This window comes from Polaribacter marinus, from assembly GCF_022662535.1.
Lineage (GTDB): Bacteria > Bacteroidota > Bacteroidia > Flavobacteriales > Flavobacteriaceae > Polaribacter > Polaribacter marinus.
In genome coordinates this window covers 1-21,251 of the sequence record NZ_JAKQYM010000005.1, presented here as the reverse complement: position 1 = coordinate 21,251, position 21,251 = coordinate 1, and the positions used below count along the sequence as shown (strand labels likewise).

General features: G+C 31.4%; 13 protein-coding genes, 1 tRNA gene and 1 riboswitch. Of the genes, 10 read left to right on the top strand and 4 right to left on the bottom strand.

Annotated elements, in window-relative coordinates:
• Positions 1–183: 183 nt before the first annotated feature.
• The 4 genes from MC378_RS08095 to metK form a co-directional block, all read right to left on the bottom strand.
• Positions 184–480 carry a chaperone modulator CbpM gene (locus tag MC378_RS08095; protein ID WP_242178256.1) on the bottom strand — a complete coding sequence of 99 codons (297 nt, stop codon included), beginning with the start codon at positions 478–480 and terminating at the stop codon, positions 184–186.
• Complete coding sequence (locus MC378_RS08090) at positions 477–1,370, bottom strand: DnaJ C-terminal domain-containing protein (RefSeq protein ID WP_242178255.1); 894 nt, start codon at positions 1,368–1,370, stop codon at positions 477–479. The genes MC378_RS08095 and MC378_RS08090 overlap by 4 nt, the downstream gene beginning before the upstream one ends.
• Before the next feature lie 244 nt (positions 1,371–1,614).
• Positions 1,615–4,104: a zinc-dependent metalloprotease gene (locus tag MC378_RS08085; protein WP_242178254.1), complete on the bottom strand. Its 2,490-nt coding sequence runs from the start codon at positions 4,102–4,104 to the stop codon at positions 1,615–1,617.
• Between the two features lie 153 nt (positions 4,105–4,257).
• Positions 4,258–5,514: a methionine adenosyltransferase gene (gene metK, locus MC378_RS08080; protein ID WP_242178253.1), complete on the bottom strand. Its 1,257-nt coding sequence runs from the start codon at positions 5,512–5,514 to the stop codon at positions 4,258–4,260.
• Positions 5,515–5,893: 379 nt separating this feature from the next.
• Positions 5,894–6,018, top strand: a riboswitch (SAM riboswitch).
• A gap of 124 nt (positions 6,019–6,142) precedes the next feature.
• On the opposite strand from metK, the gene MC378_RS08075 reads away from it, so the two are divergent.
• From MC378_RS08075 to MC378_RS08030, 10 genes are all read left to right on the top strand, one after another.
• The gene (locus tag MC378_RS08075) at positions 6,143–7,435 is read left to right on the top strand and encodes an O-acetylhomoserine aminocarboxypropyltransferase/cysteine synthase family protein (RefSeq protein ID WP_242178252.1); all 1,293 of its coding nucleotides are present in this window, start codon (positions 6,143–6,145) and stop codon (positions 7,433–7,435) included.
• Positions 7,436–7,444: 9 nt separating this feature from the next.
• On the top strand, positions 7,445–10,849 hold the full coding sequence (gene thrA / locus MC378_RS08070; protein ID WP_242178251.1) for a bifunctional aspartate kinase/homoserine dehydrogenase I: 3,405 nt from the start codon (positions 7,445–7,447) through the stop codon (positions 10,847–10,849).
• Positions 10,850–10,940: 91 nt separating this feature from the next.
• The gene (locus MC378_RS08065; protein WP_242178250.1) at positions 10,941–12,107 is read left to right on the top strand and encodes an O-succinylhomoserine sulfhydrylase; all 1,167 of its coding nucleotides are present in this window, start codon (positions 10,941–10,943) and stop codon (positions 12,105–12,107) included.
• Positions 12,100–13,089: a homocysteine S-methyltransferase family protein gene (locus MC378_RS08060; protein ID WP_242178249.1), complete on the top strand. Its 990-nt coding sequence runs from the start codon at positions 12,100–12,102 to the stop codon at positions 13,087–13,089. Before MC378_RS08065 ends, MC378_RS08060 begins: the two co-directional genes overlap by 8 nt.
• A 9-nt stretch (positions 13,090–13,098) precedes the next feature.
• Positions 13,099–15,768, top strand: a complete 2,670-nt coding sequence (gene metH, locus MC378_RS08055; RefSeq protein WP_242178248.1) for a methionine synthase — start codon at positions 13,099–13,101, stop codon at positions 15,766–15,768.
• A 219-nt stretch (positions 15,769–15,987) separates the two neighbouring features.
• Positions 15,988–16,944, top strand: a complete 957-nt coding sequence (gene metF / locus MC378_RS08050; protein WP_242178247.1) for a methylenetetrahydrofolate reductase [NAD(P)H] — start codon at positions 15,988–15,990, stop codon at positions 16,942–16,944.
• A 122-nt stretch (positions 16,945–17,066) separates the two neighbouring features.
• Positions 17,067–17,384 (top strand): thioredoxin, encoded by a 318-nt coding sequence (gene trxA / locus MC378_RS08045; protein WP_242178246.1) that lies wholly within the window; start codon positions 17,067–17,069, stop codon positions 17,382–17,384.
• 83 nt (positions 17,385–17,467) lie between these two features.
• Positions 17,468–20,032, top strand: a complete 2,565-nt coding sequence (locus MC378_RS08040; protein ID WP_242178245.1) for a M1 family metallopeptidase — start codon at positions 17,468–17,470, stop codon at positions 20,030–20,032.
• A gap of 1 nt (position 20,033) precedes the next feature.
• Positions 20,034–20,954: a DUF58 domain-containing protein gene (locus MC378_RS08035; protein WP_242178244.1), complete on the top strand. Its 921-nt coding sequence runs from the start codon at positions 20,034–20,036 to the stop codon at positions 20,952–20,954.
• A gap of 53 nt (positions 20,955–21,007) precedes the next feature.
• Positions 21,008–21,081: transfer RNA gene (locus tag MC378_RS08030), tRNA-Asp, on the top strand.
• The last annotated feature ends 170 nt before the right edge of the window (positions 21,082–21,251 follow it).

The window sequence follows — 21,251 nt, the reverse complement described above, 5'->3', positions numbered from 1 at the left end:
TTATAGACTTTGTTTTAACTAAAAGGTTTAATTTCGGAACGCTTGGTTTAAAGTACCTCCAACTGTTTTTATAAGTACAGAATAAGCAAATACAAAAACATAATGAAGCCTTACAAATATGTAAGGCTTCATTATTAACAGTTTTTATTATAACAAAAACTAAAGGATATTTTAAATATAAGATTAGTCGTTTTCATATAAGCGCAACCTGTTTTTTACAGCATTCAATTCATTTCGTAATGCCTTTTCCTTTTCTAGTAAGTTAAAAACCACATCAATACCTTCAAGGTTTACATTTAATTCGTTGTAAAGTCTTATTATTTTTTCAAGATCACTAATTTGATCTTGATGTATATAGTGTTGTTGCTCTATAATCTCTATCTGTATCAATCCCATTTTATGTAAATCCTTTACAAATGAAATTTCAATGCTATAATGTGTGCAAATGGTGTCTGTTGGTATTAAGTTTTCTCGAATCATCTGGCATTCATTTTTTGTAATTCTTTAAATAAGGCTATTTCTTTTTCATTTAGATTCGTAGGAATCTTTATATGATAAGTAATAATCAAATCTCCAAATACTCCTTCTTTTTTATAAATAGGGAATCCTTTTCCTTTTAATTTTACTTTAGCTTCATTTTTTGTTTCAGGCTTTATATTCAGTTTTACCTTTCCGTTAAAGGTATCTACGGTAATTTCTCCTCCTAAAATAGAGGTGTACAGGTCTAAGTCAATATTCAAATACAAATTGTTACCCTCACGTTTAAACAGGGTGTCATTATCAATCTTAAATTTAATATATAAATCTCCATTTGGGCCTCCATTAATTCCTAATCCACCTTTGCCTTTAATTTTTATTACTTGACCATTTTCTACCCCAGCAGGAATTGTAAGTCGTATCTTTTTACCATTAACCGTTAAAATTTGTTGCTGAGAGGTGTAAACGTCCTTTAGCTTCAGTTGCAATTCTGCATTGTAATCTTCTCCTTTAAACTTAGGGCTTCTGCCTTGTTTATAAGAAGATCCTCTACCACCAAACATCGATTCAAAGAAGCTAGAATACTCTTCATCCGAATATCCATGTTGATGAGATTGTTGTTGAGTCTGTCTTTGTTGTTGGCTCTGGGCTTTTTCATAGGCTTCCCCATTTTGCCAATCTTTACCATACTTGTCGTACTTCTTACGGTTCTCAGAATTGCTTAGAACTTCGTTGGCTTCATTTATCTCTTTAAATTTTAGCTCAGCGTCCTTATTATCTGGGTTTACATCAGGATGGTATTTTCTAGCGAGTTTTCTGTAAGCTGTTTTAATTTCTTTTTCTGTTGCAGATTTAGAAAGACCTAATATTTTATAATAATCTATAAATGCCATTAGTTATTTTTAATTTACTCATTAGTACCCTTAATTAGATATAGCTTTTTAAAAAAAGGTCTTGTAAATCACTATATCCAGCAATAACGAAATTAACTTTTTTTTAGTTTAGAAGCAAACCAAATTGCTTTATAATACTAACTAAAAGTTGCTTTTTAAAAAGAATAAATAAGCTTATTAGTAACTAAAAAAACCTCATCAATTAAGATGAGGTTTTTAATAGGTTTAAAACTTAGGTTTTAAATTATTTAGGATCTAAAGCTACTTCAATTCTAGCTAATACATCCTGTAAGTGATAACGAGAAGTTGTGTTCGATGCTTTTGATACAGCAGTCTTTACGTCTCTTTGTAATCTTGTCAACTCACCTCTTGCAAAAGATTTAATATCAGATTGTCCAATATTTACAGATGGAGTTCCAAAACGTCCTCTTTGGTTTTTAGCAGTATTTAGTAAGAAATCCAAACGCTCAATATGTGCTTTTTGTAAATTTCTTCTATAAGTATCAATACTTCTACCGTTATATAACTCAGACCAAATACCTCTTCTTAAATCATAAAACATAGAAACTAAATTATAAGCTTTCGTTCCGTTTAAAGTTTCATTTTCAATCATACGAGCCATTCTATCTGCACTTAAAACACTGTTTAAGGTTCTTACTTGTAAAGATCTAATACCTTCTAAAGCTCCACTAGATTGTACTTTAGAAAAAAGATCTTTATCTAATAACCAAGTTGGTGTTTTAAATAGTTGATCAATAACAAACTTTAAAGATTCTCTTTGACGTGCTTTGTCTACATGTGTATAAACAGCTCCTTTTTGATCTGTTGTTTTGTAGTTTTCATAAACACCTCCAACGTTAGAAGAAACATGTCCCATATATCTACCAAACTGACCAACTAATTGACCATACATTGTAGCCATATCGTCGTAAGTTTCACCTTTTTCACTAGTCCATTCTTCTAATCTAGGTAAAATTCTCTTTAAGTTTTTAATTCCGTAGTTACTTGCTTTTACAGCGTCATCACCTAAGTCTTCTGTTTGAGAACTAGGATCTACTACACCACGTTGTTGACGACCAAAACGATACATTGGGTCTCCAGCATGTTTTAAAATCCAAGAATCTAAAATTGCTTTTTCATCTTTAGCGTCTGTGTCTAAAATAGGTCTATATCCCCAAGAAATAGCATACTTATCATAAGTACCAATATTTGGCATTAAGGCAACACCTTTATCTCCAGGTTGAGCAATATAGTTAAAACGTGCATAATCCATAATAGATGGTGCAGTTCCGTATTTCTTAGTAAAACTTGCAGAACGTAATGAGTCTACTGGATAAGCTGAAGAACTACCCATATTATGTGGTAAACCTAAAGTATGTCCTAATTCATGAGAAGAAACAAAACGAATCAAACGTCCCATTGTTTCTGTTTTAAAGTTATTTCCTCTAGCATCTGGATTAATAGCAGCTGTTTGAATAAAGAACCAGTTGTGTAATAAAGACATTACATTGTGGTACCAGTTAATATCAGATTCTAAAATCTCTCCAGAACGTGGGTCACTTACGTGAGGTCCATTGGCATTAGGAATAGGAGATGCTAAATATCTAATTACAGAATAACGTACATCTTCTGGGCTATATTCTGGATCTTCTTCTTTTGTAGGTGCCATCTTACCAACAATAGCATTTTTAAATCCTGCAGCTTCAAAAGCAACTTGCCAATCGTTTACACCTTGTATAATATAAGGAACCCATTCTTTTGGAGTTGCTCTATCTACATAGTATACAATTTGTTTTTTAGGCTCAACTAATTCACCTCTTTTAAACTTTTCAATATCTTCATCTTTTACTTCTAAACGATATCTGTCTAAATATCTAACCGTTTTACTTTTTTGTGCTTCTAAGCCATAATCAGTTTGTCCACGTGCAAACCATCCAACACGCTCATCAAAATAACGACGCTTCATTGGTACTTTTGGTAATAAAACCATAGAATTACTCATTTGTAAAGTAATAGAACCTAAGGCTGAATTAGATGGTGGTTTGTTAGCAAAATATGTTTTTACATGTCTTACTTCTATGTTTCTTGGGTAACTACTTACTCTATCAATATAAGAACGAGTTTTATCCATTCTTGTCGCTTGATATCCTTTTCTGTAAAAACCAGGAAGTCCTAAAGGCTTAATGTCTGTAGCAAACAATGCAGTTGCATCTATTACAGTGGCCGTAGAATCTTTATTAAAGGCTTTTATTGGAAAAGAAAATAAGATTGGTTCAAAATTAGAATTTACCACAGCTTCATGCACTGGTAAAATCGTATCTGCAACAACACTATGAGAAACAATACGTAATAAAATGTTCTTTTTATTACGTTCCCAACGTAAAACTTGTGTGTTTGTTTTACCTCCACCAAAACCAAGTCCACTGGCAGTTTTAGCAATTCTAGTAACCATTAACATCTCTCTTTTTAATAGAGAATCTGGAATTTCAAAAAGATAAGTATCATCTTTTGAATGTACTTTAAATAAACCTTGGTCTGTAGTGTAGTCTTTTGTAACTATCTTACTATAAGGTTGTATAGCTCCTTTTTTAGGTTTCGGAGCAGGTTTTTGGGGTACTACTTTTTTAGCATCTTTTTTGCTTGTTTTCTTTTTACGTTGTGCTTCTGCATCAACAGAAATCCCAAAAACAAACGCAACTAAGAGTAGTTGGGCAAGTATTTTTTTTGTCTTCATAAATGTTTGATTTTAATTGTGCTCGAAGTTACGTAAACATTAAAAGACGTTTTCTTAAATATTTGTTAAAGGAAAGCGCTGTAATAAGCGTATAAAAAAACCTTCAGAAAGATCTCTGAAGGTTTTGATAAAGTATTTTTGAGTTAAAAGAAATTATAATTGAAATGCTTTTTTAACAGCATCTATATAGTCTAACTTCTCCCAAGTAAATGTTTCTACTTCTTGAGAAACAGTTTCTCCCATTGGATTTGAAAACGTAACTGTTTTAACTTCTGGAGTTCTTCCCATGTGTCCATAAGCTGCAGTTTCCGAATAAATAGGTGTTCTTAGTTTTAAACGTTTTTCTATAAAATACGGACGCATATCAAAAATAGTTTCTACGATTTTACTAATTTCTCCATCTGTTAAATTTACAGTAGAGGTTCCGTAGGTATCTACATTAATGCTTGTTGGTTTTGCAACACCAATAGCGTATGATACTTGTACCAAAACTTCTTTACACAAACCAGCGGCAACTAAATTCTTCGCAATATGTCTTGTTGCATAAGCTCCAGATCGATCTACTTTAGAAGGATCTTTTCCAGAAAAAGCACCACCACCATGGGCTCCTTTTCCTCCGTAAGTATCTACAATAATCTTACGTCCTGTTAATCCTGTGTCTCCGTGAGGTCCTCCAATAACAAAGGTTCCTGTTGGGTTGATGTGATAAGTAATTTGATCTGTAAATAATGCTTGAATATGAGCCGGCAATTTAGCAACTACTCTCGGAATTAAAATTTCAACAATATCTTTTTTAATTTTGGCCAACATTACATCGTCATCTTCATCAAAATCATCATGTTGTGTAGAAATTACAATGGCATCAATTCTTTGGGGTACATTATCATCAGAATACTCAATAGTTACTTGAGATTTTGCATCTGGTCGTAAATAAGTGATGTCCTTGTTCTCTCTACGCAATTCAGCTAATTCAATCAATAACCTGTGCGATAATTCTAAAGCCAAAGGCATGTAGTTTTCGGTTTCGTCTGTAGCATAACCAAACATCATACCTTGATCTCCTGCACCTTGATCTTCTGGATTTGCTCTTACAACACCTTGGTTGATATCTGGAGACTGCTCGTGTATTGCAGAGAAAACTCCACACGAATTACCATCAAACATATACTCACTTTTAGTGTAACCAATCTTGTTAATTACATCTCTAGCAATTTGTTGAACATCTAAATAAGTGGTAGATTTCACTTCTCCTGCCAAAACAACTTGTCCTGTAGTAACTAAAGTTTCACAAGCTACTTTAGATGTTGGGTCAAAAGCTAAAAAATTATCGATTAAAGCATCAGAAATTTGATCTGCAACCTTATCTGGGTGTCCTTCAGAAACACTTTCTGAGGTAAATAAATATGACATATAAATCTTCTTTTATAATTAATGAAAAATGAAAAGAGATTGCGTTGGTCGCTAAAAGTAGTAGAAAATTACTGCTTTAGCATTTTTTGTTTCAGCCAATATAATCAGCTTCAGAGGTTGCAATCAGTTCAAATTTTTCCTCTTAAATTCTGCTGCAAAGTTACATTTAAAATTCAAATAACAGAATTTATTGCAATAATATTTGTTTATAGTATCATCAGATAAAATATAGTTGTCGAGTTCAAATTTTAATGATTCTAATAAATACATCTTCAAAAATGAGATATATATAATTATTTAAAAATAAATGCTTTTTTACTTGTTTATTAAATTTTTCTGAACATATATTTGCACTCACAAAGTTCAATAACTTATTGAAATGTTATCAAGAAAGGTGGAGGGATTAGACCCTTTGAAGCCTTAGCAACCCTTTTCGTGAGGAAAAGAAGGTGCTAAATTCTACTTAATTTCAGATTCATTTATCAGAAATTGGATAGATAACCCAAAAGCAATTACACATCCGTGTAGTTGTATAATTCTTAATAACATTTTTCTAGTAAGTACATCAACAAAATTGATGCATTCGACTTTTGGTTTAATTATTTATTAACTCAAAAAAAATAGAAAAATGAGTACACAAAAATTAGCAACTAACGCGTTGCACGCAGGACATGATGTTACAACAAATGGGGGTACAAGAGCTGTTCCTATTTATCAAACAACATCTTATGTTTTTAATGATGCAGACCATGCTGCAAATCTTTTTTCGCTAAAAGAATTAGGGTTTATTTATACACGATTAAATAATCCTACAAATCAAATTTTACAAGATCGTTTGGCTGCTGTAGAAGGGGGTGTTGGAGCAGTTGTTTTTGCTTCTGGAACTTCGGCAATTTCTACAGGACTATTAACGCTTTTAAAAGCGGGGGATCATATTGTTGCATCAAGTAGTTTGTATGGTGGTACCTACAATTTATTAAGTGTTACCTTACCAAGATTTGGAATTACAACAACCTTTGTAGATGCATCAAATCCAGATAATTTTGCAGAAGCGGTTCAAGAAAATACCAGAGCCTTTTTTGTAGAATCTTTAGGGAATCCGAAGTTAGATGTGTTAGATTTAGAGGCAATTGCGGTACATTCTAAAGCAGCAGAAGTTCCTTTTATTGTAGATAATACAGTAGCAACTCCAGCTTTATTAAACCCAATCAAACATGGGGCAGATATTGTTATTCATTCTTTAACAAAATACATTGGCGGACAAGGAACTTCTTTGGGGGGAGCTATTATTGATGCCGGAACTTTTAATTGGGCAAACGGAAAGTTTCCTGAGTTTACAGAACCATCTGCAGGGTATCATGGGCTAAAGTACTACGAAACGTTAGGTGCAGCATCTTTTACTTTCAAATTAATTTTAGAAGGATTGCGTGATTTTGGTGGAGCTTTAAGTCCTACCAATGCATTTAATATCATTCAAGGTTTAGAAACATTGTCTGTAAGAATTAAACAACACTCAGAAAATGCATTGGCATTAGCAAAATGGTTGGAAAAACAAGAGGAAGTTACTTGGGTAAACTACCCTGGTTTAGAAAGTAGCAAATACAAATCTTTAGCCGATAAATATCTACCAAACGGTCAAAGTGGATTGGTTACTTTTGGTGCAAAAGGAGGCTTTGAGGCCGCTAAAACTATTTCAAACGAAACAAAAGTTTTCTCTTTATTAGCAAATATTGGCGATACAAAATCATTAATTATTCATCCTGCAAGCACAACACATCAACAATTAGATGAAGCAGCACAAGCAAGTGCTGGTGTTACCCAAGACTTAATTAGACTGTCTGTCGGTATAGAAGATCTAGAAGATTTAAAAGTTGATTTAAAAATAGCTTTTGCAAAAATACCTAAAGAAGTTCTCGCTTAATTTATTGATTTGGATAATAACTTGTTACATATAAATATTCTTAGTTTTACTACAGAAAGTGGTACTCAATTTAAAAACATTCAATTAAGTTATCAATTGTTTGGAAAAGAATTGGGTACAGCTCCTGTGGTTTTGGTAAACCATGCATTAACGGGTAATTCTGAGGTTTGTGGAGAAAAAGGATGGTGGAAAGATTTAATTGGAGATAAAAAAGCAATAGACACAAATAAGTATACCATTTTAGCTTTTAATATTCCGGGAAATGGATTTGACGGTTTTGTAATTGAAGATTATAAAAGTTTTATAGCTAGAGATATTGCTAAGTTATTTTTATTAGGATTAAAAGAATTAAACGTGAATCAGTTATTTGCATTAATAGGTGGTTCTCTAGGTGGTGGAATAGCATGGGAAATGGTGGTGTTACATAAAAAATTAACTCAAAACTTTATACCTGTTGCCACCGATTGGAAATCTACAGATTGGTTAATTGCCAATTGTCAAATTCAAGAACAGTTTTTAGTAAATTCTAGCAATCCTGTACATGATGCACGTATGCATGCAATGCTCTGTTATAGAACTCCAGAATCTTTTAAAGAACGATTTCATAGATCAAAAAATGAAAGTCAAGAACTCTTTAATGTAGAGAGTTGGTTATTGCATCATGGGAAAAAGTTGCAAGAACGTTACCAACTGTCATCTTATAAGTTAATGAATCAGTTATTAAGAACTATTGATGTTACAAAAGGAGGAAAATTTCCGCTTGATATTTTAGATGAAATTGAAGCAAATATATACATCATAGGAGTTGATTCTGATTTGTTCTTTACTGCTGAAGAAAATAGAGAAACTCATAAAAAATTAGCATTTACAAAAGAAAATGTTACTTATAATGAAATTAATTCGGCACATGGTCATGATGCTTTTTTAATAGAATACAAACAATTGCAAAAAATTATAGAGCCTATTTTTAATGAGGATTCTAAAATAGAAAAGATGAAAGTAGTGAAGTTTGGAGGAAAATCTTTGGCCAATGGTAAAGGTTTGCAAAATGCGATAGCGTTAATTACAAATAAAGTTAATAAAGGAGAACTTATTACAGTGGTTGCTTCTGCAAGAGGAAATACAACCGATGTTCTAGAAACTATTTTAAAGAAAGCAGTTAAAAAAGAGTCATATAAAGAGTTATTAGATAGTTTAAAAAAATATCAATTAGAACCCAATAATAAAGTAGATTTTTCTGATGAATTTTCTAAATTAGATACCCTCTTCGAAGGAGTTTCTCTTTTAGGTGATTATAGTAAGAAAATTAAAGATGAAGTTTTAGCGCAAGGAGAGTTGTTATCGGCAAAATTAATAACATATTTATTACAAGAAAACAATATAAAAGCACACGCTACAGATGCTAGAAGGTTAATTGTTACCGATGAAAACTTTGGAAATGCCCAACCAATAACCAATCTTTCAAAAGAAAATGTTGTTAACTATTTCAATAAGTTTAACGGCCAAACAGTACAGGTTGTTACAGGTTTTATAGCATCAAACAAAAAAAATGAAACCACCACTTTAGGTAGAAATGGAAGTAATTATACGGCTTCTTTATTGGCAAATTATTTAGATGCAGAAGAGTTGCAAAATTACACGCATGTAAATGGAATTTATACAGCAAATCCAGAATTGGTTACTGATGCTAAAAAAATAGAACAACTTTCTTTTTCTGAGGCAAATGAGTTGGCAAACTTTGGAGCAACTATTTTACATGCTAAAACTATTATTCCTTTATTAGAGAAAAATATAAAACTTCGTATTTTAAATACATTTAACAAAGAAGATAAAGGAACTTTAATTACTGCTAAGCCTAGTGAAAAAGGGATTAAATCTATTTCTACTTTAAACAATGTGTCTTTGGTGAATTTTGAAGGTAGAGGTTTGTTAGGTAAAGTAGGTGTTGATGCTAGAATTTTTAAAACCTTAAGTGATAGAGATATAAGTGTTAGCATTGTGTCTCAAGGATCTTCTGAAAGAGGAATTGGTTTAATTATTAATAAAGATAGAGCCTCAGAAGCGGTTTTGGCTTTAGAAAGAGAGTTTGAAAACGATTTTTATTCTCAAGATGTAAATCAAATATCTATTCTCAATAATGTTTCTGTGATTTCTATTATTGGTCAAGATTTAAGCGAATTTCACCTTCCTTATAACGCATTAATTAAAAATCAAATAGTACCTCTTTTATTTAATAACACAATCTCTGGAAAGAATATAAGTTTAGTAGTAAAAAAAGAACAATTACATAAAGCTGTAAATGTTATTCATGGACAAGTTTTTGGAATTTCTAAGAAAGTAAATATTGCTGTTTTTGGCAAAGGTTTAGTTGGAGGAACGTTAATTAACCAAATTTTAGAAAATGCGAAATCTATTCTAGAAAGAAGGAAAATTCAGTTAAACATTTTTGCCGTTGCGAACTCATCTAAATTATTATTGGTAAAAGATGGTGTAACTAAAAATTGGGAAGAAAATTTACAAAACAATAAAGTGGAGAGCAATCAAATAGAAGCGGTGGTTCAATTTGCTAAAACACATCATTTAGAAAATTTAATTGCGGTAGATAATACTGCAAACGCCTCTTTTATTAATAATTATATTCCACTTGTAGAAGCAGGTTTCGATTTAGTTTCATCTAATAAAATTGCCAATACAGTTTCGTATGCATTTTACAAAAAACTAAGAATTAAATTAAAAGAACATAAAAAACAATATTTATACGAAACCAATGTAGGAGCAGGTTTACCTGTGATAGATACGATTAGATTATTGCATGAGTCGGGTGAAAATATTACAAAAATAAGAGGTGTTTTTTCAGGTAGTTTAAGTTATTTATTTAACCGTTTTTCGGCAGAGGAAGTTTCTTTTTCAGAAACATTACAAGAGGCAATTTATAAAGGATTTACAGAACCAGATCCCAGAGAAGATTTATGTGGAAATGATGTTGCAAGAAAATTATTAATTCTTGCAAGGGAATTAGATTTGGAAAATGAGTTTGAAGATGTTGTCATAGAAAATTTAATTCCCGAAGAATTAAGAACTATTTCTTCAGCTGAATTCTTGTCTAATTTAGAAAAATTAAATGTGGAATTTCAACAAAAAAAAGATGCTCAAAAAGAAGATCACGTACTAAGATATATAGGTGATTTATCTGGAGATTTATTTCAAGAAAAAGGAAACTTGGAAGTAAAATTAGTGTCTGTACCTCAAAGTTCTCCGTTAGGTTCTTTAAAAGGATCGGATGCCATTTTTGAAATTTATACAGAATCTTATGGCAACCAACCTATTGTTATTCAGGGGGCGGGAGCAGGTTCTAAAGTTACGGCAAGAGGTGTTTTTGGAGATATTTTACGATTAGCAAAACATAATAATTGACACGAAGTGTCATACTGAACTTGTTTCAGTATCTCACTGAATAAAGACCTCAAAGATTTTCAAAACCTTTGAGTTCTACTAAAGAAAAAAGATGAATCATTTCGAAACACAAGCCATTAGAAATCAAACAGAAAGAACACAGTTTGCAGAACATTCTACACCTTTATATTTAACATCAAGTTTTGTTTTTGACGATGCAGAAGATATGCGTTCATCCTTCGCAGAAGAAAAAGAGCGTAACTTATATAGTAGATTTACAAACCCAAATACTACCGAATTTGTAGATAAAATTGTGGCTATGGAAGGTGCCGAATCCGGTTATGCATTTGCAACAGGAATGGCTGCCATCTTTTCAACATTTGCAGCGTTGTTAAATGCTGGTGATCATGTGGTTTCTTGTCGTTCGGTTTTTGGTTCTACACATAGTATGTTTACCAAGTTTTTACCAAAATGGAATATTGAAACTTCTTATTTTAAAGTTGATGAGGTTGATTTGGTAGAAAGCTTAATTAAAGAAAACACGAAAATTTTATATATAGAAACACCAACAAATCCGGCAGTAGATATTTTAGATTTAGAGTTGATGGGTAAAATTGCCAAAAAACATAAGCTTATTTTTATTGTAGATAATTGCTTTGCGACTCCTTATATACAGCAACCCATTAAATTTGGAGCAGATTTAGTAGTGCATTCTGCAACAAAATTAATTGACGGACAAGGGCGTGTTTTAGGTGGTGTAACCGTTGGGAATAAAGATTTAATGCGAGAAATTTATTTGTTTGCAAGAAATACCGGTCCTGCGATGTCGCCGTTTAATGCATGGGTTTTATCAAAAAGTTTAGAAACCTTATCGATTCGAGTAGAAAAGCATTGTGAAAATGCATTAAAAGTAGCTCAGTTTTTAGAAGAACATGAAAATGTGGAATTTGTAAAATATCCGTTTTTAAAGTCGCACCCACAATATGAAACTGCAAAAAGACAAATGAAACTAGGAGGTAATATTGTGGCATTTGAAATTAAAGGAGGAGTTCATGCAGGAAGAGCTTTTTTAGACAGAATAAAAATGTGCTCACTTTCTGCTAATTTGGGAGATACCAGAACCATTGTTACACATCCATCATCTACAACTCACGGAAGACTATCTGAAGAAGATAGATTAGAGGTAGGAATAACTAATGGATTGGTACGGATATCTGTTGGGTTAGAACATGTTAATGATATTATTAAAGATTTAAAACAAGCCTTAGAAAATGTTTAATATTTATAAAGAAATAAAAAAAAGAATTTTGGTTTTAGATGGCGCCATGGGAACTATGCTACAAGCCTATAAATTTACAGAAGAAGATTTTAGAGGAGAACGTTTTAAAGACTATCCAACACCATTACAAGGGAATAATGACTTGTTGTCTATTACCCAACCAGAAGCCATAAAAACTATTCATAGTAAATATTTAGAAGCGGGTGCAGATATAATAGAAACCAATACCTTTTCTGGAACTACCATTGCAATGGCAGATTATAATATGGAAAGTTTGGTGTACGAGCTAAATTATCAATCAGCAAAAATAGCCAAAGAAGTTGCAGATAAGTTTACAAATCAAAATCCAGAGAAACCAAGATTTGTTGCTGGTTCAATAGGACCAACAAACAAAACTGCTAGTTTATCTCCAGATGTAAATAAACCAGAGTATAGAGCAATTACTTTTAATGAATTAAGAGTTGCCTATAAACAACAAGTAGAAGCATTGTTAGATGGAGGGGTAGATTTATTATTGGTAGAAACAATTTTTGATACATTAAATGCAAAAGCAGCTTTGTTTGCTGTTGATGAAGTGCAAGAAGATAGAAAAATAAAAATTCCAATTATGGTTTCTGGAACAATAACAGATGCTTCGGGAAGAACTTTATCGGGACAAACGGTAGAAGCATTTTTGACTTCAGTTTCTCATATTCCATTGTTATCTGTAGGTTTTAATTGCGCTTTAGGAGCAGAACAACTACAGCCATACTTACAACGATTGTCTAGAGAAACAGCCTTCTATACATCTGCGCATCCCAATGCGGGTTTGCCAAATGCTTTTGGTGAATATGACGAAGCACCTAAACAAATGCAAGCCTTTATAGAGAACTATTTAAAAGATAGTTTGATAAATATTATTGGAGGCTGTTGTGGTACAAGTCCTGCACATATTAAAGCAATTGCTGAAGTCGCTGCAAAATATCAACCAAGAAAATTGTAGGAAAAGTAGATGAATAGATATTTAAAATTATCAGGGTTAGAACCATTAATAGTTACTCCAGAAAGTAATTTTATAAATGTTGGTGAACGTACTAATGTTACCGGATCTCGTAAATTTCTTAGATTAATAAAAGAAGAAAAATATGAGGAAGCATTAAGTGTTGCTAGAGATCAAGTAGAGGGGGGGGCACAAATTTTAGATGTAAATATGGATGAAGGAATGTTAGATGGTGTATATGCTATGACAACATTTTTAAATTTGATTGCTTCTGAACCCGATATTTCAAGAATCCCTATCATGATTGATAGCTCTAAATGGGAGATAATTGAAGCTGGTTTACAAGTTGTGCAAGGAAAATCTGTGGTAAATTCAATTAGTCTAAAATCTGGAGAATCAGAATTTATACGTCAAGCAAAATTAGTAAAGCGTTACGGAGCTGCTGTAATTGTAATGGCTTTTGATGAAGATGGACAAGCAGATACTTATCAGCGAAGAATAGATATTTGTAAACGTTCTTATGATATTTTGGTAAATGTTGTTCGGTTTCCTTCTCAAGATATAATTTTTGATCCTAATATTTTTCCTGTTGCAACAGGAATGGATGAGCACAGAAGGAATGCATTAGATTTTTTTCAAGCAGCAAAATGGATTCGTGAAAATTTACCAAATGCAAATGTTTCGGGAGGTGTAAGTAATGTGTCTTTTTCATTTAGAGGGAATAACATTGTAAGAGAAGCTATTAATTCTGCATTTTTATATCATGCAATCAAACATGGAATGAATTTAGGAATTGTAAATCCAACTATGTTAGAGGTTTATGATGAAATCCCAAAAGACTTATTACAACATGTAGAAGATGTGTTGTTTGATAGAAAAGAAGATGCAACAGAACGATTATTAGATTTTGCAGAAACGGTAAAGGGTGATAAAAAACAAGATGAAACTAAGGTTCTAGAATGGAGAACCAAGTCTTTACAGGAAAGAATTACATATAGTTTGGTAAAGGGAATTGATGCTTTTATTGTAGAAGATGTAGAAGAAGCAAGATTACAATCGGTAAAACCAATACAAGTAATAGAAGGTCATCTAATGATAGGTATGAACGTTGTTGGTGATTTGTTTGGAAGCGGAAAAATGTTTTTGCCACAAGTTGTAAAGTCAGCAAGAGTAATGAAAAAAGCAGTGGCATATTTACAACCATTTATTGAGGCAGAAAAAGATGGAAAACAAGAATTTGCGGGTAAAATATTAATGGCAACCGTAAAAGGAGATGTACACGATATTGGTAAAAATATTGTTTCTGTTGTCTTAGGTTGTAATAATTATGAAATTGTAGATTTAGGGGTTATGGTGGCTCCAGAAAAAATTATTGAAGCCGCTAAAAAAGAAAATGTAGATGTTATTGGTTTAAGCGGATTGATAACCCCTTCATTAGATGAAATGGTCTACTTGTCTAAAGAAATGGAAAAAAATAATTTTTCGGTGCCTTTGTTAATTGGAGGGGCAACAACTTCAAAAGCACATACTTCTGTAAAAATATCACCCAACTATTCTAATACCGTTGTACATGTAAACGATGCCTCTAGAGCGGTAACTGTTGTTGGTAACTTGTTGCAAGAAAATAATGCAATTTATAAGAATCAAATTAGAGAAGAATATCATCTTTTTAGAGAAAAATTCTTAAAAAGAGGAAAACAAAAAGAATATGTTTCTATTGATGAAGCTAGAAAACGTAAATATAAAATCGATTGGAATACCTCTAAGATAAACAAGCCAAATCAATTAGGAATTCAAGAAATTCAAGATTTTGATATTTCAAAATTAGAAGAATTTATAGATTGGTCTCCCTTCTTTAGAAGTTGGGATTTACACGGAAAATATCCAGATATTCTAACGGATAATGTAGTGGGAGAACAAGCATCAGAATTATTTACAGATGCAAAAGAGTTGTTAAAAAAAGTCTTTGACAATAAATTGTTAAAAGCAAAAGCTGTTTTTGGTTTATTTCCAGCAAATACAATAAATGATGACGATATAGAAGTTTATAATGATGAAAAAGAAGTCCAAAACACATTTCTAACACTTCGTCAACAATTAAAGAAAAGAGAAGGGGTTCCAAATCATGCATTGGCAGATTTTATTGCGCCAAAAGAAACCGGATTGCAAGATTATATGGGGGCATTTTGTGTTTCAACAGGCTTTGGGACAGCAGAATTAGCAGCTCAATTTGAAGCAGAAAATGATGATTACAATTCAATAATGATAAAGGCATTGGCAGATAGATTAGCAGAGGCTTTTGCAGAATATTTACATAAAGAAGTTAGAACAAAACATTGGGGCTATGCTTTAACAGAAGATCTTTCTAACAAAGAGTTGATTAAAGAAAATTATAAGGGAATTCGTCCTGCACCAGGGTATCCTGCATGTCCAGATCATTTAGAAAAGAAAACTATTTGGAGTTTGTTAAATGTATATGAAAGAATTGGAGTAGAACTTACAGATAGTCTAGCAATGTGGCCTGCAGCAAGTGTTTCTGGATATTATTTTGCAAATGAAGAAGCAAAATATTTTGGTTTAGGAAAAATTACTAAGGATCAATTATTAGACTATGCAAAGAGAAGAAATGTTAGTGAACAAGTTGCAGAAAAGTGGCTTAATCCAAATTTAGTAGACGATTAATAGTAGAAGTTTTAAGTTAACAATTTGTTTTCTTTCAGCTAATAAAAATAAATGATAGAAATTAGAATTTTGCAGCCTAATAAATTAAATAAAATGAGAAAGTATAGAATTGAAATTAGATTCGCTGTTCAACTTTTAGCACTTACGTTAACTGCATTATGTATTGCCTATTTCTTGTAGTAATAAGTTAAAAAGAGATTTTTTTCTCTGAATAAAATTATGAAAGTAACAGAACATATTAAAAATTCAAACGGAAAAACATTGTTTTCATTTGAAATTATTCCTCCCAAAAAAGGAAATAATATTGAAGATTTATATCACAATATAGATCCATTAATGGAATTTAATCCGCCATTTATAGATGTAACAACCTCTAGAGAGGAATATATTTATATCAATAAAGGAAATGGTTTGTTAGATAGGAAAATTACTAGAATGCGTCCAGGAACTGTGGGTATTTGTGCTGCAATTAAGCATAAATATAATATAGACACAGTGCCTCATGTATTATGTGGTGGTTTTACAAAAGAGGAAACAGAATACGTTTTGGTAGATTGTCATTATTTAGGCATAGATAATGTGATGGCTTTAAGAGGTGATGCTATGAGTCATCAAAAATATTTTGAACCCTGTGAAAATGGAAATCATTTTGCAAAAGATTTAGTTAATCAGATTCAAAATTTAAACAAAGGAAAATATTTACACGAGGTAATTGAAGCAAATCACAAATCAGATTTTTGTATTGGGGTTGCAGGATATCCAGAAAAACATTTAGAAGCACCTTCTTTGCAAACCGATTTAAAAAGACTAAAAGAAAAGGTTGATGCAGGTGCAGATTACGTGGTAACACAAATGTTTTTTGATAATCAAAAATATTTTGATTTTGTAGAAGCTGCAAAAAACATAGGAATTCATGTGCCAATTATTCCAGGAATTAAACCTATTGCTATAAAACGTCATTTACAATTATTACCGCAAGTGTTTAAAATTGATTTACCACAAGCTTTGATTAATGAAGTAGAGAATTGTAAGTCAAATAAAGATGTTCGTCAAGTAGGAATTGAATGGGCAATTCAGCAATCTAAAGAATTATTAGCTGCAGGTGCTCCAGTTTTACACTATTATTCTATGGGAAAGAGTGATAATATTCATCAAATAGCATCAGAGGTTTTTTAACTGTAAGCATAAAGTATCTTTATAGACAAATAGTAAAAAGTAATTTTTGTAAAATAAAAGTGGTAAAAATTTTGATTACTTTTGTTTTATAGAAATAGAATAACAATTTAAAAATAAATAAAATGGCATTAGAAATTACAGATGCAACTTTTGAAGAAGTAGTATTAAAATCAGACAAACCTGTATTGGTAGATTTTTGGGCTGCTTGGTGTGGACCTTGTAGAATGGTTGGGCCAATTGTTGATGAAATTCATACAGAATATGATGGAAAAGCAGTTGTTGGTAAGGTAGATGTTGATGCAAACCAAGAGTTTGCAGCAAAATACGGAGTAAGAAATATACCAACTGTTTTGATTTTTAAAAACGGAGAAGTAATAGACAAACAAGTTGGAGTTGCTCCAAAAAATGTTTATACAGGTAAGATTGATGCTGCATTATAGCAACAATCCATAATTTATAATATAGAAAAGGTTTGGCTGACGTCAAACCTTTTTTTATTTTTAGAATCTAAATTTCTTTTTTAATGAAATATTCTCTTTATTTTTTTTTATGTTTAGTAGTGTTGGCTTCTTGTAACAATATAACAACCAAAAAAGTAGAACTTGAAAAAGGAATTTCCTTTGAGTTAGCAACATATAGAAAGCAACAAATCGCAGATGTAGTGTACAATTTGCATTTTAAAATACCAAAAGAAAAAACAACTTCAATTGCTTCAAACCTAACGGTAAATTTTACGGTAAATGATTTAAAAAATGATGTTTTTTTAGATTTTAATGAAGATGTTTCAAAACTAAAAACTTTAAAAATAAACGGTAATAAGTCAGTGATTAATCATCAAAAAGAGCATGTTATTATTGATAAAAAAAACTTGATTTTAGGAAAAAATACTGTAGAACTGTTTTTTGATGCCGGAGAAAAATCATTGAATAGGAATGATGATTTTTTATATACATTGTTGGTGCCAGATAGAGCAAGTACTTTGTTTCCTTGTTTTGATCAACCAGATATAAAAGCCAAGTATAATTTAAGAATTACAGCTCCAAAAGATTGGCAAGTATTAGCGGGAGGTTTTGAAGAAAATAGTTTAGAATTAGATCGTTTTATAGAGCATACATTTGCTACTACAGATTTAATGAGTAGCTATTTATTTTCTTTTGTAGCAGGTAAATTTACAGTAACAACTAAAAACCCCGGAGCGTTTGATATGCGCTTTTTATACAGAGAAACAAACGAAGAAAAGATTACTGAAAGTGTAGATGAGGTATTTAAAATACATCAAAATGCCATTGACTTTTTAGAGGACTATACAGCTGTTAAGTTTCCATTTCAAAAAATGGACTTCGCGGCAATTCCGCCTTTTCAATATGGAGGAATGGAACATGTAGGTGCAATTCAGTATAGACAATCATCGTTGTTTTTAGATAAAAATGCAACGCAGAATGGTAAGTTAAAAAGAGCAAAGTTAATTGCTCACGAAACTTCGCACATGTGGTTTGGAGATTTGGTAACCATGAAATGGTTTAATGATGTTTGGATGAAAGAGGTGTTTGCCAACTTTATGGCAGATAAAATTATGAATCCTGTTTTTCCGGAAGTCAATCATCAATTAAACTTTATGATGTCTCACTATCCGAGTGCATATTCAGAAGACAGAACAAAAGGAACAAATGCGATTCGTCAGTATTTAGGAAACTTAAAAAATGCAGGTTCTTTATACGGAAGAATTATTTATAACAAAGCACCAATTATGATGCGTCAGTTAGAGTATTTGTTGGGTGAAGTTATTTTTAAAGAAGGAATGCAAGAATATATAAAAACCTATGCAAATTCAAATGCAGATTGGAATGAATTGGTTTCTATTTTAGATGAAAAATCTACCAGAGATATTAAGAAATGGAGTGATGTTTGGGTAAATTCATCTGGAAGACCTGTTTTTTACGAAGAAATTGAATACAATGAAGAAGGAAATGTAACCAAGTTTATTCTTCATCAAAAAGCAGAAGATGGTTCTGATAAAATTTGGACACAATCCTTTAAAATTAAATTGATTGATAAAGTAGGGGCTCAAAAAATCATCAATATTAAAAATATCGAAAAATCTTTTGAGATTACTTCTCAGATAAAAGATTTTAAACCACAGCAAGTTTTATACAATGTAAATGGTTTTGGATATGGTGTTTTTCCTATTTATAAAGACGAAATTTATAGTTATAAAAATATAAATGATGAGGTTTCAAGAGGATATCAATTTATTAATTTATATGAAAACATGTTGGTTGGTAACGTTTCTTCGTTAGTCACTTATCAGGTTTTGTTAGACGCTATTAAAATTGAAAAAAATGAGTTAATTACAAATTACTTATCAGGAAGAATTCAGAATATATTTTGGACGTTCTTAACAGAAGAACAACAGAATAAAATTCAAAATAAAACAGAAGATGCCGTTTTAAGATTACTAGAAGAAGACTTGCCAAAAAATATAAAGAAAACTTTATTTGGTTTGTATAAATCAGTTGCCTTCTCTGAAAAAGGAAAAACGAATTTATATGAAATTTGGTCTAAAAAGAAAATTATTCAAAATCTCTTTCTAAATGAAAATGACGATGCCTCTTTGGCAACAAAACTGGCTATTTTTAAGCATCCAAAAGCAATAGAAATTTTAGAAGAACAACAAACTAGAATTTCGAATTCAGATAGATTAGAACGTTTTAAATGGTTGTTACCATCTCTTTCTAATGATCAAGTTGTTAGAAATCATTTTATGAAATCGTTATTAGAAAAAGAAAATAGAGATAAAGAGTCTTGGGTGCAAACTGCCTTAAATAACATACATCACCCATTAAGACAAAAGTCCTCTATAAAATATTTAAAACCCATTCTAAACAAATTAGAAGAAGTACAATTAACAGGTGATATTTTCTTTCCTAAAGGATGGTTGACAAGTTCTATTGGAAATTATTCCTCTAAAGAAGCGCATGCCATTTTACAACAATTTTTAGAAGAAAATCTAGGGTATAACCCTATTTTATTAAAAAAATTACACCAAACTACAGATAATTTAGAAAGAGCTCAAAGCATTAAAAAATAATATGAATTTATCAGAAATTGCATCATCAGAAATAAAAAACTTAGATATTCTTGCAAAACAAGTGGTAGAAGGTTTTGTAACAGGTATTCATAAGAGCCCTTTTCATGGGTTTTCTGTTGAGTTTTCTGAACATAAATTATACAACAAAGGAGAAAGTACACGTCATATCGATTGGAAACTTTTTGCGAAGACAGAGAAATTATATACTAAAAAATACGAAGAAGAAACCAATTTGAGGTGCCATATTATTATAGACAATTCAGCTTCAATGCATTATCCGGTTGTAAAAAAACAAACAATCACTACTTTAAATAAAGTAGGATTTTCCGCAGTAGCTGCTGCTGCTTTAATGGAAATTTTAAAAAGACAAAGAGATGCAGTTGGTTTAAGCGTGTATTCTGATTCTTATGAGTATTATGCCCCAGAAAAAGGAAGTGAACGTCATAGAAAGATGCTATTGCATAAATTAGAGAAATTATTAGTTTCAGTATCTAAATCAGCTACAGAAACATATCAATATTTGCATGAAATTGCAGAAAAGATCCATAGACGTTCTTTAATATTTCTTTTCACTGATATGTTTCAAACCACAAAAGAGCAAGAAGAGTTATTTGAAGCTTTGAGACACCTAAAATATAATAAACATGAGGTAGTTTTGTTTCATACTTTTGATGGAAAGACAGAATTAAGCTTCGATTTTGACAATACTCCCAAAAAATTTGTAGATATTGAAACAGGAGAAGAAATAAATATTTATGCAGAAAATGTTCAAGAAAAGTATAAGGAATTAACAGAAAAGTACTTTAAGGATTTAAAAAATAGATGTTTACAATATAAAATAGATTATGTTCCTGTAGATATTCATTTAGGGTTTAATGAAGTTTTGACAAAATATTTGATAAGCAGGAAAAATTTTTTATAATTTTCTTTGGTAAATTAAAAAACAGAGTTATATTTGCAACCGCTTAAAGCAACGGTCTGGTAGTTCAGCTGGTTAGAATACCTGCCTGTCACGCAGGGGGTCGCGGGTTCGAGTCCCGTCCAGACCGCTTTTTAAAGAGTAAATCAAAGTAATTTGATGAAAGCCCCACTAAAATGGGGCTTTTTTATTTTCTTTGGTTTCCTATTCTTCTAATTTCTTCGGATCAAGTCCAAAAGTTGTGGGATTTAAGGATTACGCAAAAATTGTACTAAGTCTGAATAAGAAAAAATCTACATT

Coding starts and splice junctions, on each gene's coding strand:
- MC378_RS08095 (WP_242178256.1), bottom strand. CDS start 480: ATGATTCGAGAAAACTTAATACCAACAGACACCATTTGCACACATTAT.
- trxA (WP_242178246.1), top strand. CDS start 17,067: ATGGCATTAGAAATTACAGATGCAACTTTTGAAGAAGTAGTATTAAAA.
- metK (WP_242178253.1), bottom strand. CDS start 5,514: ATGTCATATTTATTTACCTCAGAAAGTGTTTCTGAAGGACACCCAGAT.
- metH (WP_242178248.1), top strand. CDS start 13,099: ATGAATAGATATTTAAAATTATCAGGGTTAGAACCATTAATAGTTACT.
- MC378_RS08090 (WP_242178255.1), bottom strand. CDS start 1,370: ATGGCATTTATAGATTATTATAAAATATTAGGTCTTTCTAAATCTGCA.
- MC378_RS08065 (WP_242178250.1), top strand. CDS start 10,941: ATGAATCATTTCGAAACACAAGCCATTAGAAATCAAACAGAAAGAACA.
- MC378_RS08040 (WP_242178245.1), top strand. CDS start 17,468: ATGAAATATTCTCTTTATTTTTTTTTATGTTTAGTAGTGTTGGCTTCT.
- MC378_RS08060 (WP_242178249.1), top strand. CDS start 12,100: ATGTTTAATATTTATAAAGAAATAAAAAAAAGAATTTTGGTTTTAGAT.
- MC378_RS08035 (WP_242178244.1), top strand. CDS start 20,034: ATGAATTTATCAGAAATTGCATCATCAGAAATAAAAAACTTAGATATT.
- MC378_RS08075 (WP_242178252.1), top strand. CDS start 6,143: ATGAGTACACAAAAATTAGCAACTAACGCGTTGCACGCAGGACATGAT.
- metF (WP_242178247.1), top strand. CDS start 15,988: ATGAAAGTAACAGAACATATTAAAAATTCAAACGGAAAAACATTGTTT.
- MC378_RS08085 (WP_242178254.1), bottom strand. CDS start 4,104: ATGAAGACAAAAAAAATACTTGCCCAACTACTCTTAGTTGCGTTTGTT.